The organism is Agrobacterium pusense (assembly GCF_013285525.1).
GTDB lineage: Bacteria > Pseudomonadota > Alphaproteobacteria > Rhizobiales > Rhizobiaceae > Agrobacterium > Agrobacterium pusense.
Genome location: NZ_CP053856.1, coordinates 514605 through 529395 on the forward strand (window position 1 = coordinate 514605; position 14791 = coordinate 529395).

At 60.8% G+C, this 14791-nt stretch carries 16 protein-coding genes; 10 read left to right on the forward strand and 6 right to left on the reverse strand.

Translation table 11 applies throughout. The features are described from left to right. Positions 1 to 163: 163 nt before the first annotated feature. On the forward strand, positions 164 to 775 hold the full coding sequence (locus HQN82_RS02475; protein ID WP_153776726.1) for a LysE family translocator: 612 nt from the start codon (positions 164 to 166) through the stop codon (positions 773 to 775). A gap of 25 nt (positions 776 to 800) precedes the next feature. Here the strand turns inward: HQN82_RS02475 and HQN82_RS02480 are convergent, their stop codons facing one another. Beyond that, positions 801 to 1628, reverse strand: a complete 828-nt coding sequence (locus HQN82_RS02480; protein ID WP_045532509.1) for an aldo/keto reductase — start codon at positions 1626 to 1628, stop codon at positions 801 to 803. Between the two features lie 112 nt (positions 1629 to 1740). Beyond that, a complete protein-coding gene (locus HQN82_RS02485) occupies positions 1741 to 2664 on the reverse strand; it encodes a bestrophin family protein (protein WP_173614508.1) in 924 nt (307 codons plus the stop codon). Positions 2665 to 2850: 186 nt separating this feature from the next. On the opposite strand from HQN82_RS02485, the gene HQN82_RS02490 reads away from it, so the two are divergent. Both HQN82_RS02490 and HQN82_RS02495 read left to right on the forward strand, forming a co-directional pair. Then, a complete protein-coding gene (locus HQN82_RS02490) occupies positions 2851 to 3558 on the forward strand; it encodes a helix-turn-helix transcriptional regulator (RefSeq protein WP_173614509.1) in 708 nt (235 codons plus the stop codon). Between the two features lie 48 nt (positions 3559 to 3606). Continuing rightward, positions 3607 to 3975 (forward strand): VOC family protein, encoded by a 369-nt coding sequence (locus HQN82_RS02495; RefSeq protein WP_004440552.1) that lies wholly within the window; start codon positions 3607 to 3609, stop codon positions 3973 to 3975. Positions 3976 to 4225: 250 nt separating this feature from the next. Here the strand turns inward: HQN82_RS02495 and tam are convergent, their stop codons facing one another. Then, positions 4226 to 4996, reverse strand: coding sequence for a trans-aconitate 2-methyltransferase (tam, locus tag HQN82_RS02500; protein WP_004440553.1), 771 nt, complete (start codon positions 4994 to 4996; stop codon positions 4226 to 4228). A 338-nt stretch (positions 4997 to 5334) separates the two neighbouring features. Here tam and HQN82_RS02505 point away from each other — a divergent pair, with 338 nt between their 5' ends. After that, positions 5335 to 6216, forward strand: a complete 882-nt coding sequence (locus tag HQN82_RS02505; RefSeq protein WP_004440555.1) for a branched-chain amino acid aminotransferase — start codon at positions 5335 to 5337, stop codon at positions 6214 to 6216. 166 nt (positions 6217 to 6382) lie between these two features. Then, positions 6383 to 8731: a methyl-accepting chemotaxis protein gene (locus HQN82_RS02510; RefSeq protein ID WP_173614510.1), complete on the forward strand. Its 2349-nt coding sequence runs from the start codon at positions 6383 to 6385 to the stop codon at positions 8729 to 8731. 223 nt (positions 8732 to 8954) lie between these two features. Here the strand turns inward: HQN82_RS02510 and HQN82_RS02515 are convergent, their stop codons facing one another. Beyond that, a complete protein-coding gene (locus HQN82_RS02515; RefSeq protein ID WP_173614511.1) occupies positions 8955 to 9842 on the reverse strand; it encodes a LysR family transcriptional regulator in 888 nt (295 codons plus the stop codon). Between the two features lie 96 nt (positions 9843 to 9938). Here HQN82_RS02515 and HQN82_RS02520 point away from each other — a divergent pair, with 96 nt between their 5' ends. Beyond that, positions 9939 to 10481: a GNAT family N-acetyltransferase gene (locus HQN82_RS02520; protein ID WP_022555811.1), complete on the forward strand. Its 543-nt coding sequence runs from the start codon at positions 9939 to 9941 to the stop codon at positions 10479 to 10481. A 6-nt stretch (positions 10482 to 10487) separates the two neighbouring features. Here HQN82_RS02520 and HQN82_RS02525 read toward each other — a convergent pair whose 3' ends face one another. Beyond that, positions 10488 to 10832: a hypothetical protein gene (locus HQN82_RS02525; RefSeq protein ID WP_004440563.1), complete on the reverse strand. Its 345-nt coding sequence runs from the start codon at positions 10830 to 10832 to the stop codon at positions 10488 to 10490. Between the two features lie 221 nt (positions 10833 to 11053). Between HQN82_RS02525 and HQN82_RS02530 the strand changes: the two genes are divergently transcribed. Both HQN82_RS02530 and HQN82_RS02535 read left to right on the forward strand, forming a co-directional pair. Next, positions 11054 to 11656: a superoxide dismutase gene (locus HQN82_RS02530; RefSeq protein ID WP_006700042.1), complete on the forward strand. Its 603-nt coding sequence runs from the start codon at positions 11054 to 11056 to the stop codon at positions 11654 to 11656. A 255-nt stretch (positions 11657 to 11911) separates the two neighbouring features. Further along, positions 11912 to 12757 (forward strand): metallophosphoesterase, encoded by an 846-nt coding sequence (locus HQN82_RS02535; protein WP_112765595.1) that lies wholly within the window; start codon positions 11912 to 11914, stop codon positions 12755 to 12757. Here HQN82_RS02535 and HQN82_RS02540 read toward each other — a convergent pair. Continuing rightward, positions 12746 to 13456, reverse strand: coding sequence for a helix-turn-helix transcriptional regulator (locus HQN82_RS02540; RefSeq protein ID WP_173614512.1), 711 nt, complete (start codon positions 13454 to 13456; stop codon positions 12746 to 12748). The genes HQN82_RS02535 and HQN82_RS02540 overlap by 12 nt on opposite strands. Before the next feature lie 133 nt (positions 13457 to 13589). Between HQN82_RS02540 and HQN82_RS02545 the strand changes: the two genes are divergently transcribed. Together HQN82_RS02545 and HQN82_RS02550 are read left to right on the forward strand one after the other, a co-directional pair. After that, positions 13590 to 14219, forward strand: coding sequence for a LysE family translocator (locus HQN82_RS02545; RefSeq protein WP_112765596.1), 630 nt, complete (start codon positions 13590 to 13592; stop codon positions 14217 to 14219). 117 nt (positions 14220 to 14336) lie between these two features. Further along, entirely contained in the window at positions 14337 to 14771 is a 435-nt protein-coding gene (locus HQN82_RS02550; protein ID WP_004440570.1) for a c-type cytochrome, read from the forward strand. Positions 14772 to 14791: the final 20 nt, after the last annotated feature.

Below are 14791 nucleotides of genomic sequence, written 5' to 3' on the forward strand. Positions count from 1 at the left end.
TCTGCGCCGTGAAAGAAGTCTTTCGTGGTCAAGGACTTGACCACGCTGGACCCCGGCTCGGGGGCCGGGGTGACGGTGTGCGGATTTGGCCCTGCAATTTCATCCAAGACAACGATCCCACGCACCCTCATGCTCCTGCCCTTCACCCACAGGACACCGCATCATGACACCTGAATTCCTCATCACATCCTTCATCGTCGCCGCCTCTCCGGGCACCGGCGTGGTATACACGCTGGCTGCCGGCCTTTCGCAGGGGGCGCGGGCGAGCGTCATTGCGGCCTTCGGCTGCACGCTCGGTATCGTGCCGCATCTGCTCGCCGCCATCACCGGTCTTGCCGCCATCCTGCACACCAGTGCGCTGGCCTTTAGCGTGGTCAAATATCTGGGGGTCGCCTATCTGCTCTACATGGCGTGGAACACGCTGCAGGAGAATGGCGCGCTGAAGATCGATGAGACGAGGCAGCCGCAAAAAGCCGCCCGCGTCATCGGTGAGGCGATCCTCATCAATTTGCTGAACCCTAAACTGTCGATCTTCTTTTTTGCCTTCCTGCCGCAGTTCATCGCGCCGGATGAAGCTTTGCCGACATGGCGCATGGTCGATCTCGGCCTGATCTTCATGGCCATGACCTTTCTGGTCTTTGCGCTTTATGGCAGCTTTGCCGCCTCCGTAAGGCGTCAGGTGATATCACGCCCAGCGGTCCTCGTCTGGCTGAGACGCAGCTTCGCCGCCGCATTCGTGGCGCTGGGGGCGAAGCTGGCCTTGACCGAGCGATAAGACGGGACCGCAAGGCCCCGTCGCCTCAGTTGTCCCAGTCGGGCGCGAGGTGGCCGGGGCTGACAATGCGGCCATTTGGCTTTGCCAGCGCATGGATTGCCTGCATTTCTTCTTCCGAGAGCGCAAAATCGAAAATATCGAAATTCTCCTTGAGGCGGCTTTCCGTCGCCGTCTTGGAAAGCGCCACGATATCCGGCTGTTGTACCGCCCAGCGAAGGGTTACCTGCGCGGCGGTTTTGCCATGCCTCGCGCCGATATCCTTCAGAACAGGGTCGTTCGGCACCTTGCCGTCGGCCATCAGGTAATAGGCTGTCACCGACATGCCGTGCTTGCGCGCAGCCGCAATCACCTTCGTTTGGTCGAGATAGGGGTGATATTCGATCTGGTTGGTGGCAAGCGGCGTGTCGGACAGTTTCACCGCCTCTTCGGTCAGCGCCACGTTAAAGTTGGAAATGCCGATATTGCGCGCCTTTCCGGCCTTGCGCACCGCGTTCAGCGCGCCCATGCGCTCGGCAAGCGGCACATCGCTCTTTGGCCAGTGCAGCAGCAAAAGGTCGACATAGTCGGTCTTCAGCTTTGCAAGACTCTCATCGACGGAAGCGAGAAAATCGTCGTGGCGATAGCGGTCCACCCAGACCTTGGTGGTCAGGAATATATCGTGCCGGGAAATGCCCGACTTGGCGATGACTTCGCCCACGGCCCCTTCGTTTTTGTAGATCTGCGCGGTATCGACATGGCGGAAACCGAGCTTCAGCGCCTCCGGCAGAATGCGCCTGACATCGTCTTCCGGAATGCGGAAGGTGCCGAAACCGAGGGCGGGAATGTTCGCGCCATTTGCGCTGACGTCATACATGGGATGTCTCTCCTGTTTGCTGAAACATGGCCGGCGCGGGACGCCGGGGGGCAGGGAAGCCGTCTTTCATTAACTGGTATCCGCACGATCGGTTTCAACCCGGCGACGCCAGTCACATCAGCACGTAATCCACCGGACGCGGATCGGCCGGCAGGTCGGTATCGCCGATCGCCTCGCGCAGATTGATCTCGATTGTGGTGGCAAGGGCATTGATCGGCAGCGCGTTGAGGCCGGTGCCGAAGGGGTCCTCCAGCTCGTCGGACAGCGCATCGAGGCCGAAAAACGTATAGGCGATCAACGTACTCGTGAAAGGCGTCGCCCAGCCGAGCAGATCGGTGAAACCGAACGGCAGGAGAAGGCAGAAAAGATGCGCGGTCCGGTGCAGCAGCAGCGAATAACCGAAAGGAACCGGCGTGTGGCGAATGCGCTCGCACGAAGCCTGTGCGGCGCCCATCTGCTGCACGGTCGCATCCAGCATCTGCAACTGTATATCGCTGATCTGGCCTTTGCCATGAGCGGCGACGATGGCGCCGGAGATTTCGCGCAGCAGCATGTCCGGCCTGTTGCGGCTGCGGGCATAGGTCTGCGAAAGGTTCTCCGGAATGAGGTCGGTGGCGACCGTCGCATTCGCCGGACGCAGATGTGAGACCAGCGCGTGACAGAAGGCGATGACAAGATCGGTGATCCGTCTGCGGGTGACGGGATCGGCCACATGCTGCCGGCCTTCCAGCATCACGGTCTGGCGTGCCAGCGTGCGGGCCACGGTAATCAGCGCGCCCCACTGCTTGCGGGCTTCCCACCAGCGATCGTAACAGGCATTGGCGCGAAAACCGAGAAACACCGAAAGCGCGATGCCGAGCAGCGAGAACGGCGCTCCATTTAGCGCCGGCACCAGATCCGGGCGATCCTTGTGCGCCCAGACCACCAGCGTCGACAGCAGGAAAACCGCAAGCACCTGCGGAAAGATGCGGACGATGATGGAGCCGCGCACGATGAGGAAAAGCTGCAGCAGGTTCGGTTTTGGACGAACGATCATGGTGGAAACTCGAAATGCCTGTGGCGGGTGAGGGCGCGTGAAAATCCCTATCCTATCTACATGCTGGCTAGGCGGCCTTGTCCACCCTTTTTTGCGTGGTTGCGCACGGCGGCTGGCAGCGCTACGCGTCTATCGCGGGCATCGTCAGTAGATGATCCGACCGTGCGGGGTGGAAGGAAATGTCGCGTGTCACGTTCACAACGGCTTCTTGATCTGTTGCAGATTCTTCGTTCCCACCGCATGCCGGTGAGTGGTGCAGCCCTTGCCGCTAAGACCGGCGTCAGCCTGCGCACGCTCTACCGTGATATAGCAACGCTTCAGGCGCAGGGCGCCGATATCGAGGGCGAAGCGGGCGTGGGTTATGTGCTGCGTCCCGGTTTCCTGCTGCCGCCGTTGATGTTTTCCCAGCACGAAATCGAGGCGCTGGTGCTCGGCTCGCGCTGGGTGGCGGGCCGCGCCGATGCCGGACTGGCGGAGGCTGCGCGCGCCGCACTCGTCAAGATCGGCGCCGTTCTGCCCGAAGCCCTGCGGGAGGAACTCGATCACTCCACCCTGCTTGTCGGTCCGGGACAGGGGCTTGCGGCCATCCATGTCGATCTGGCGGCCATTCGCGATACGATTCGCAGGGAAAGCAGGGTCGTCATCACCTATCGCGACGAAAAGGGGGACGTGACGGAGCGGATTATCTGGCCTTTCGCACTCGCTTTTTTCGATCTGGTGCGGGTGGTGCTGGGCTGGTGCGAGACACGGCAGGACTACCGCAGTTTCCGGGCTGACCGCATCGAAAGCTTTCGTCCCCTCGACGGCCGTTATCCGCGCCGCCGCCAGGTGCTGCTGAAAGAATGGCGCGAACGGGAAAAACAGCGGCGGCGGCAACATGCTGACAAAAACTGACAGCATCGGGGTCTAGAAACCGTTCATCCGCAACACAGGAGAACAACCATGACCCACCCCGATTTCACCATTCTTTACGTCGATAATCCGCCGGCCAGCACCGAGTTCTACAAGGCCCTGCTGGGCGTCGATCCCGTCGAAGCCTCCCCGACATTTTCCCTCTTCGTCCTTGCCAACGGCATGAAGCTCGGCCTCTGGTCGCGGCACACGGTGGAACCGAAGGCATCCGTTACGGGCGGCGGCGTCGAACTCGCCTTCCGCGTCGAAAACGACCTTCAGGTGGAAGAGACTTTCGCGAGCTGGAAGGCAAGAGGCGTCGCCATGCTGCAGCAGCCAGCGAAAATGGAGTTCGGTTATACCTTCACGGCCGCCGACCCGGACAGCCATCGCCTCCGGGTCTATGCCTTCGCGAGCTGATGACAAGCGGTTTGGCCGGGTTGGTCAAATAAAGCCATCCTCATCCATGCACGCGGTATTCCGCACGCTCCTGCTCCGCACTCTCCTCATCCCTGTGCTTGTCACAGGGATCCAGTCGACGCGCGTCTGCGCGGCGGGGAGAGCCCTGCCAGCCCAAGGACTTGGGTTGGCTGGATTCCTGGGACAGGCACAGGAATGAGGGCGGTGGGGAGGCGTCCGCGTGTGACAATCGCACGTCGCATCTGATGCCCTACGTCTTGACCGCCACGACAAAAAGGCGGGGAAACCGCAGAAGCAACCGGCCATCCGCCATCGGCGGATAGGCCTCCCTGATACGCCGCGTATAGTCGGCGAGGAAGGCTTCGCGGTTCTCCTCGCCGGCGGCGGCGAGATAGGGGCGCAGCCCCGTGCCCTTCACCCATTCGACAATGCTATCCGCATCTTTCATCGGGTGATTATAGATCGTGTGCCACACATCCACCCGCACGGATTTCGGTGAAAGCGCATTGAAATAATCCGAAGGTGCGGGCAGGGGTTTGCGCCGCAACCGGCCATCGGAAAAAGTCTGCTTCCATGGGCCTTCGTCACCTGTCTCATGCATCGCGATATGCGTCGGCTCCTGCAGATTGTCAGGCATCTGCACGGCCAGAACGCCGCCGCTTTCCAGCTGGTCCATCAGTTGCGAAAGAATGGCGAGATGATCCGGCACCCACTGGAAAACGGCATTGGCGTAAAGCAGGTCCGCCTTCTGCGCCGGTTTCCAATGCGCGAGGTCGGCCTTGCCGAAGCGGGTGGTCGGCAGCCGGTCTGCTGCCTTCGCCAGCATATCATCATCGCTATCAATACCGGTGATGACATTGACGCCGTAACGGTCGGTCAGAAGCTCGGTGGAATTGCCGGGACCGCAACCGAGGTCATAGCCGTTCAGCACCCGCTCCAGCGGCACCTGGGCCAGGAGATCCCGCGCCGGGCGCGTCCGCTCGTCTTCGAATTTCAGATATTGCTGTGCGGACCATGCCATGATTTTTCTCCTGCGGACTGCCGTCAGATCGTCAGCATCGCATGGGCGAAATCGCCCCGCCATCATTCAATCGATGAATTATTGTGATGAATCTATTCACCAACCTTTTGTTTCGCCTCATAAAACATCCTGCCGGGGCCGCTGCTTTATTATTTTCCATCAAAATCAGAAATCGCGGCAATTAAAACTTGACCTCATTGAGGGAGAGGCATTCACTCCGGCCGATTTCCCGCACATGCCCGGTTGCGCGCGCACAGCGTTCCTCATCCGGCAATGCATCAGAACAAAAAGACGGAGCGTTTTTTACCGAACGGAAACGCTCGAGACAGGAGACCATCATGAGCGTCGATACCGCACCCCGATCAACCACCTGGACCTATGTTGACGGTCAATGGCTGCCTGGCAATCCGCCGCTCATCGGGCCAACCTCGCATGCCATGTGGCTGGCCTCTACGGTATTCGATGGTGCACGCTGGTTCGATGGCGTCGCGCCTGATCTTGATCTGCACTGCCAGCGCGTCAATCGCTCTGCCGTCAACATGGGCATGAAGCCGACCATGACCGCCGAGGAAATCGAGGCCCTGGCGCTCGAAGGCGTGAAGAAATTCGACGGCAAGATGGCGATCTACATCAAGCCGATGTACTGGGCCGAACACGGCATGCCCGGCAGCGTCGTTGCACCGGATGCCAGTTCCACCCGGTTTGCGCTCTGCCTTTTCGAAGCGCCGATGGACGCCGGCAAGCCGCTGACGCTCACCGTCTCGCCGCTGCGCCGCCCCTCGCCGGAAACGGCAATGACGGACGCGAAGGCAGGCAGCCTTTATCCGAATAGCGGCCGCGCGATTCTGGAAGCGCGCTCACGCGGTTTCGACAACGCCCTGATGCGGGACATGAACGGAAATGTCGCAGAATCCGCCTCCGCCAACATCTTCATGGTCAAGGACGGCGTCGTTCTCACGCCGGTCCCGAACCGTACCTTCCTTGCCGGCATCACCCGTTCACGCGTGATCGGTCTTCTGCGCCAGGCCGGTTTTGACGTGCGGGAAGCGACGCTTTCGGTTGAGGATTTCCGTGAGGCCGACGAAATCTTCTGCTCCGGCAACTATTCCAAGGTTTCGCCTGTCGTGAAGCTCGACGACCGCGAGCTGCAGGCCGGCCCGGTCGCCCGCAAGGCGCTTGATCTTTACATGGAATGGGCACGTCTCGGCGCAGACGTCTGAATTCTGCATCTATTCGCGTGAAACGGCCATGACAGACATTCGGTCGGTCATGGCCATTTTTTTGCGATGCAAAAAAACCCTGAAAACAGGGGGTAATTTAATCCAATTTTAGAAAACAGAATTGTAGCTTGCGACATCTTCACTTCCGGGCAGCGGGGGCCGCCAGATGTCTTTCAGCATTCGAAATGTACTTGTTGGTTTTTTTCTCACCATCAGCCTTGCACTTGCCGGTTTGGTCGGCAACGAAGCCTGGCGCTCGGTCAATCGCGCCAGCGCCTTTTCTGAGGTTGCGCAGCTTGTCGCGCTCGACAAGCTTCTCTTCAACGCACTTCTGAATTTCCGCAGTGAGCGCGGCGACAGCGCCACCGCGCTCACTGTCGATCCTTCGAAATCGGCGGGCAGCGTCGCCAGCGTGCAGGCGGCGCGTCAGAAGGTGGATGCCGCCATGACGGCCTTTATCGCGCAGTCTCCGTCGATTGCAGATGCGAAGCTCCAGGGGCCGCTCAAGCGCGTGAGCGATGTCTACGCACAGTTCGTCGACCTGCGAAAGAAGGTGGACGCCAATATTTCCCAGCCGCTTGATCGGCGCGAAAACGGCCTCGACAAGACCGTGATGACGCTGGGCGCCGATTTCCTTGCGTCTCTCGAAGCCGGCTCGACTGCGCTGGAAGGCGCCGTCCGTTCGCTGGATCAGGGCCAGACAGGCCTCATTCAGCTGCGATCCTACTGCTGGTCCGCCCGCGCGCTTGGTGGCAGCGCCACCGTTGTCCTCAACGCTGCTGTGGCGCAGAACCGTCCTCTTACCGCCCAGGAAATGCAGCAGCTCGGCGCCTTCGATGCCGGCGCGGCTTTCGCGTGGAAAGCAACGGGCGATCTCGTGGCGCATGAATCGGCGCCGCAATCGCTCAAGGACATCTACGCCACTGCGGACAAGACTTATTTCAAGGGCGATTTCAACGCCCAGCGAACCAAGCTCATCGAAGACCTGAACAATGGCCGCACGCCGTCCTTTACCATGGATAGCTGGCGCACCACCGTCACGGAAAATCTCGGCACGATTGCCAAGATCGCTTCTGCCGCCATGGACGTGCTGGATGCCAACGCCGAGAAGGCGAAACAGGAAGCCTTCACCGATGCGGTGATCTTTCTCGCGGTCTTCGTGGTCACGCTCGCCCTCTGCATTGTCTCGCTCGCCGTCATCGTCGGCCGCGTCACCCGGCCGATCAGCCGGCTGACCAATGCCATGATGGCACTGTCGGGTGGCAATCTCGCAATCGATATCGCTGGCGCAAAACGCGGTGACGAGATCGGCGAGATGGCCCGGGCCGTGGAAGTTTTCCGTGAGGCCGCCATCCGCAATCGGCAGCTGGAGGCGGATGCCGTCGCAAACCGGGAACAGGCCGAACGCGACCGCATCGAGCTGCAGCAGCGTGCCGAGGCCGAAGCCGAAGCACGGCTCAACCAGGCGACGGGTTCGCTGGCAGGCGGCCTGCGCCGCCTCGCCTCGGGCGATATGCTCTGCGAGATCGCCACGCCATTCGCGCCGCAATTCGAGGCGCTACGGCACGATTTCAACAGCTCCGTGCACCAGCTTCGCGAAGCGCTGACCAGCGTCGGCCAGTCCGTGCAGACGGTGAATGGCGGCGCACACGAGGTGTCGTCGGCATCCGACGATCTTTCCCGCCGCACCGAACAGCAGGCCGCCTCCCTGGAAGAGACAGCCGCCGCGCTGGAAGAGATCACCGCCAACGTGTCCGCCACGTCCAAACGCGCCGGCGAAGCGCGCGACACGGTACGGGAAGCGCGGACGAAGGCCGATCTTTCCGGCAAGGTGGTGCGCGATGCCGTTGCCGCCATGGAACGCATCGAACATTCCTCGCGTCAGATCGGTCAGATCATCGGCGTGATCGATGAGATCGCCTTCCAGACCAACCTTCTGGCGCTGAATGCCGGCGTTGAAGCGGCGAGGGCGGGCGATGCCGGCAAGGGCTTTGCCGTCGTTGCACAGGAGGTGCGCGAACTGGCGCAGCGCTCCGCCAATGCGGCCAAGGAAATCAAGCAGCTTATCAATACGTCAGCCGTTGCGGTGGGCGAAGGCGTGAAGCTGGTGGCCGATACCGGCGTCGGGCTTTCCGAGATCGAGCAGCTGGTGCTTTCCGTCAACAGCCACATGGACGCCATCGCCACGGCGGCGCAGGAACAGTCGGCCGGCCTTTCCGAGGTCAACACCGCCGTCAACCACATGGATCAGGCCACGCAGCAGAATGCTGCCATGGTTGAGGAAATGAATGCGGCCGGTGCGGGGCTCGCACAGGAATGCGCCAACCTCCAGGCGCTGCTGGCGCAGTTCCAGCTTGGCCACCAGACCTCGGCCCTGCGGGAGACGGCGCGGCAGATGCAGCGCGCTGCAAGTCCGGCCCCTGCGCCGGTCACCTCCGCCCCGAAAGCCCGCCCGATCGCTGCACGCGGCAATGCGGCACTGGCCGTGAAGGGTGACGACTGGACGGAGTTCTGAGTTTCGCCGGCGAGGCCCGCGTCATCAAAGGGCGCGGGCAATGTTGTTACCGAGGCTTCCCCCTCGCGACGTCATCCTCGGGCTCGTCGCGAGGATCTGCAACCGATTGATTTGTGGACGTGCTCGGATCATTGGGACGAGCCCAAAGGATGACGTTGATTAAATGCGCACTATCGCTATCGGCTCCGATGGTCTGACCTGTGCCCAAAAACCGGCGCGGGCCTCATCCCTTCCGCACATCCTCCAGCGCAGCGGCAAGCGCCCTCAGCGGCGCCGTCATATGTTTGTCGCGGCGCATGGCCAGCGCGATCCGGCGTTCGAGTGGCGGCTCGAGCGAACGCCACTCGAGCCCAGATGAGGTGGCTTCCTGCTCCACCGCCATCCTTGGCACGATGGCGAGCCCAAGCCCGGCCCCGGCCAGTTTCTTGATGGCTTCGACGCTGCCGAGTTCCATCGTGGGCTGCACGGTGCGGCCGCTTGCAGCGAACCATTGATCCACCAGCTTGCGCGTATTGCCACCCTCGTAGAGCAGCAACGGCTTTGTCGAAAGCATGTCGGCGGTCAGCGTCGTCGTGGCTGCAATCATGTCGCGGGGAAATACCGCGACCAGCTCATCGAAATGGATATCGCTGATATCGAGGCTGCGGCCGCTGGCGGGCAGGGCCACCACGGCGGCGTCGATCGTGTTGGCCTCCAGAAGCCGCAGGATATCGTGGGTATTGCCCGTCTGCACCACGATCTCGATGCCAGGCATGGCTGCGCGAATCCGCCCCAGAACCGGCGGCAGGAGATAGATGCAGGCGGTGGCGCCTGTGCCGATGCGCAGGCGTCCCGTCACCCCGCTGCGATGCGGCGCGACCGTATCGATGGCGTGCGCCACCTCTTCTGCAATCCGCCTTGCATGAATGAGGAAGTCGCGGCCCGCCGCCGTCGGCTGGGCGCGCCTGCCCACCCTCTCGATCAGCCGCACGCCCAGCTGTTTCTCGAGCAGCCGGATGTGCAGGCTGATGGCCGGCTGCGTCACTCCGGCCTTGTCGGCGGCGGCGGAAAAGCTGCCGAGATCGGCCACATCCATGAAACTTCGCACTTGCCGAAGGTCGAGATCCATCATCAAAGAAAACCTTATCGTTTGTATAAGTCAGATAATCTTTATTTTGGCTGCGCCGCAATGCACAATGACGGCGTGAATGATCCGCAGGACAAGAGAATGACCCTTTCCACCGTTTCCAGCCTTCTGATCCGCCCCTGTGAAGAGGCGGATATCCCAGCCATTACCGAAATTTACCGGGACGCCGTTTTGCATGGCCGCGCCAGCTTCGAGATCGATCCGCCAACGGCGGAAACGATGGCTGAGCGCCGCCGCCTTCTGGTGGAGGGCAATTTCCCCTATCTCGTCGCTGAGCGTGACGGCAAGGTGGCGGGATATGCCTATGCCGGGGCTTATCGCGCCCGCCCGGCCTATGGCGCGACGGTTGAGGATTCCGTTTACATCGACCCTTCGATGAAAGGCATGGGTATTGGCCGCAAGCTGCTCGACGCGCTCATCAAGGAGGCGACCGTGCGCGGCTTCCGGCAGATGATCGCCGTCATCGGCGACAGCGCAAATGCGGCTTCGGTCGGCGTGCATCGCGCCGCCGGTTTCGAGCACGTCGGAACCTTCAAATCCATCGGTTGGAAACACGGTCAATGGCTGGACACGGTGCTGATGCAGCGCGCACTGGGCGAAGGCGATACCACGCCCCGTTTCTGACCCGCGTCAGGGCTTGGTGGAGCCGGGAATTTCCACCTTCAGCGTATCGCCGGCAAGTTCGCTGCCGAGTTCCACGGCCTTTGTCTTCTTGTCATAGACGCAGATATGGCTGACCGTCACATCCGCGCCCTTTGCCCTGCCGGTCAGGATGGCAAGACCGTAATTCTCGCTGCCAACGGGATCGACGACCGCCTTGGCGTCGTCGATCATGTCTCCGGCTGCGGCAAGACAGGCAGTCTGCACATCCGCCACGAATTCCTTCCACGCATCGTCCGAAGATGCGGACGCAGGCAGGACAGCCGACGAGACGGCAACAAGGAGGGCGGCTGTGTGGATCATCGGGCGTATCATGGAATTTCCTTCCTGCAATCTCGATCAAAAGCGAACCGATAGGGTGGAAAACGGTACGCCAGCGGTGTGAAACAAATATGGTGGCGGCCGGCGCGAGAGGAATTTTCTCTTTTGGCGGAACATTTTGATAATTCACAGGTTGCCCAAACAGAGCTTCGCTCCTATGGTCCGCTCACACGGTTTCTAGGAGCGGTAACGCGCTGCAAAAAGGAGTAAAAACCATGGCCTTCGAACTTCCCGAACTCCCCTACGACTACGACGCGCTTGCACCTTACATGTCGCGCGAGACGCTCGAGTTCCATCACGACAAGCACCACAAGGCATATGTCGACAACGGCAACAAGCTTGCAGCTGAAGCCGGTCTTTCCGACCTGTCGCTCGAAGAAGTCGTGAAGAAGTCCTTTGGCACCAATGCCGGTCTCTTCAACAATGCGGCCCAGCACTACAACCACGTTCATTTCTGGAAGTGGATGAAGAAGGGCGGCGGCGGCAACAAGCTGCCGGGCAAGCTCGAGCAGGCAATTGCCTCCGATCTCGGCGGTTACGACAAGTTCAAGGCCGATTTCATCGCAGCCGGCACCACGCAGTTCGGCTCCGGCTGGGCGTGGCTGTCCGTCAAGAACGGCAAGCTCGAAATCTCCAAGACCCCGAACGGCGAAAACCCGCTCGTTCACGGTGCAGAACCGATCCTTGGCGTCGACGTCTGGGAACACTCCTACTACATCGACTACCGCAACCTGCGTCCGAAGTACCTCGAAGCCTTCGTCGATAACCTCATCAACTGGGACTACGTCCTGGAGCGTTACGAAGCTGCTGCCAAGTAAGGCTTGCGACAAGCGTGGTTGCTGATCGAGGCAGCCACCTCTTGCGCTACGTCATCCTCGGCCTTGTGCCGAGGATCCGCGGATGTTCCCTGAAACGGGATGTCAGCAGATGCGCCGGGACAGGCCCGAGCATGGCGACGGAAAGCTTGCGGAACCACCTATTGAACACCCGGCTCTCAGGCCGGGTGTTTTGCTTTGGAGCATATTCTGCTCCTGTCACAAGCCTGTCATCCGCCGGGTTTATCGCGGCGCATCATGACTGAAAAAACAACTCCTCTCTTCTCCTTCGGCATAGTCGCCGATCCCCAATATGCCGATATCGATCCGCGTCCCGAGATGGGCCGTCATTATCGCGAAAGTCCCAAAAAGCTCGCGGAGGCGGTGGATGCCTTCAATCGCGAAGATCTGGCCTTCGTCGTGACGCTGGGCGACATCATCGATCGCGGTTTTGAAAATTTCGATGCGATTCTTGCCGTTTACGACCGGCTTCGCCACCGCTCGCTCCTGCTGCCGGGCAATCACGATTTCGCCGTTGCCGCCGAGCATTTGCCTGGCGTCCACGCCCGCCTCGGCATGGCCGCCGCCTGGCATGATTTTACCGTCGGCGGCATCCGCTTCGCCGTGCTTGATGGCAATGACATCAGCCTTTTCGCCCCACCAGTCGGCGATCCGCGTCGCACCCTTGCTGCCGAGCGGCTGAAGCGCCTCTCGGAAGTAGGCGCCATCAACGCGCAGGACTGGAACGCCTCGCTTGGCGACGAGCAGTTCGACTGGCTGCGGGCGGTTCTGCAAAAGGCGGATGCGGCGGGCGAAAGAGTCATCGTGCTGTGCCACTACCCTGTCTATCCGGAAAACGCTCATAACATGTGGGACGCGCCGCGCATCCTTGATCTTCTCAACGCCCATACTTGCGCCATCGCATGGTTCAACGGCCATAACCATGAGGGCAATTACGGCGTATCGGGCAATACACATTTCGTGAATTTCAAGGGCATGGTCGACACGCCCGACCAGAACACCTTCGCCATCGCCGATGTCTTTGCCGACCGAATCGCCATTCGCGGTTTCGGGCGGGAGGAGGATCGCCTCTTATGGCTGTGAGTAAGGGATGGCCGGCTGGTTGCTCTGCCAGCCGGCTATCCACAATTGCCGCAGCTTCTCGCCTTCGAGCTTGAAGAAGCTGCCGGTCGCCTGGCAGCTACGCACCCGGTTCGAGCGGAAATTGCGGATCGCCTGCCGCAGCTCGCACCAGGCGACAATATTCACGGTTTCGGAATAATAGATCACCGCGATTGGCCGAACCCGCCGCCGCGTTTCCGCGCCGGCTTCATCGCGATAGATGATTTCCAGCGTCTCCTCGTCGCGCACCGCACGCCTGACCGTCGAGAGATCAAGTCCTGCCGGTGCCGGCGCGATGCTGCCCCAGGCGTGGAGGGCATTGGCGGAAAGGGTCTTTGACAGCGGTTCGGGCAGAGACGCGGCAATCTTGTCGCTCGCCTTCTTCGCGGCCCGGCGCAATTCCATATCGCCGGTGCGGTCGACCATGGCGAGCGCCAGCACGATTGCCTCGGTTTCCTCGATGGAAAACATCAGTGGCGGCAGGTTGAAACCGGGCCGGAGAATATACCCCACGCCGCGTTCCCCTGCGATGGGCACACGCATGGTCTGAAGCGCTGCCATATCGCGATAGACCGAGCGCACTGTTATCTCCAGCATGTCGGCAATCGTCTGCGCGGTCACCGGGCGGCGCGCCAGCCGCAAAATCTGGATGATCTCGAACAGTCTTGAGGCCTTGCGCATTGCCGTCTTCCCGATGGATTTTCCCACGCAACTGACACAACGCTGTCAGTTGGCGTTCCCTATAAACGGAAAAATACATTGAGAAACATGGGGTTTCTCGAATGCACCTCTATCCGGTATGAAAGATACTGACATGACTTATGTCGAAAATCTCTGGCTTTTCTTTGTTGTCCTGTTCGGCATCATCATCCTGCCGGGCATGGACATGCTCTTCGTGCTGGCAAGCGCGCTGACAGGTGGCAGGAGAACCGGCCTTTCCGCCGCCGTCGGCATGAGCGCCGGCGGCATCGTGCATTCGCTGTATGGCGCGCTGGGTGTCGGCATGCTTGCCGCATGGATGCCGTCGCTGTTCCTGCCGCTGCTTGTCGTCGGCGCGGCTTACATGGTCTGGATCGGTATCGGCCTGGTGCGCAGTGCGATTGTCGTGAACGGCGATGAGGCTGAAGCAAGCGCTTCAGTGAAAAAGGCATTCTGGCGGGCGGTGTTGACCTGCCTGTCAAACCCGAAGGCCTACCTGTTCATGATGGCCGTCTACCCACAGTTTCTCAAACCCGCCTATGGACCGATCTGGATGCAGGGGCTGGTGATGGGTGCGATGGTGGCGGTAACGCAGTTCACCGTTTATGGCGCGCTGGCGCTGACGGCGGATAGAAGCCGCGCATGGCTCGTTTCCTCTCCCGCGGCTACGATCGTCATCGGCCGCATCGCCGGTTTCATGCTGATCGTCGCAGCACTTCTCACATTGTGGGAAGCCTTGTCTTAGGCTTCTGTTTTCACGATGGAATTCACCGCAATGTGACTTCTTTTCGCCATGTGGAAAGGGCATCCTCGCGGCGTTCCATCAAGCGTCCGGCGCCCGCCGGAATCAAGGAGAGAGTGTATGAAACTGAAAACAATCGCAGCGGCCACGCTGTTCGGCTGTCTTTGCGCCGGAGCGGTCTATGCTGCCGGCGAAGTCGAAAAACGTGAAGGCATGATGAAGCAGATCGGTGGCTCCATGGGAGCGCTCGCCGCCATCTCCAAGGGACAGAAGCCTTTCGACGCCGAAGCCGTCAAGGCCGCCGTGACGACCATCAGCACCAATGCCAAGGCTTTCCCCGACCAGTTCCCCGCCGGCACCGAGACCGGCAGCGCGGCAGCGCCCGCGATCTGGGAAAACTTCGATGACTTCAAGGCCAAGTCCGCCAAGCTCGGCGCAGATGCGGATAAGATTCTCGCCAATCTCCCCACCGATCAGGCGGGTGTAACCACCGCCATGCAGACGTTGGGCGCCGATTGCGGCACCTGCCACCAGACCTATCGCCTGAAGAAATAATCGAACGAGTTTGAAACGCC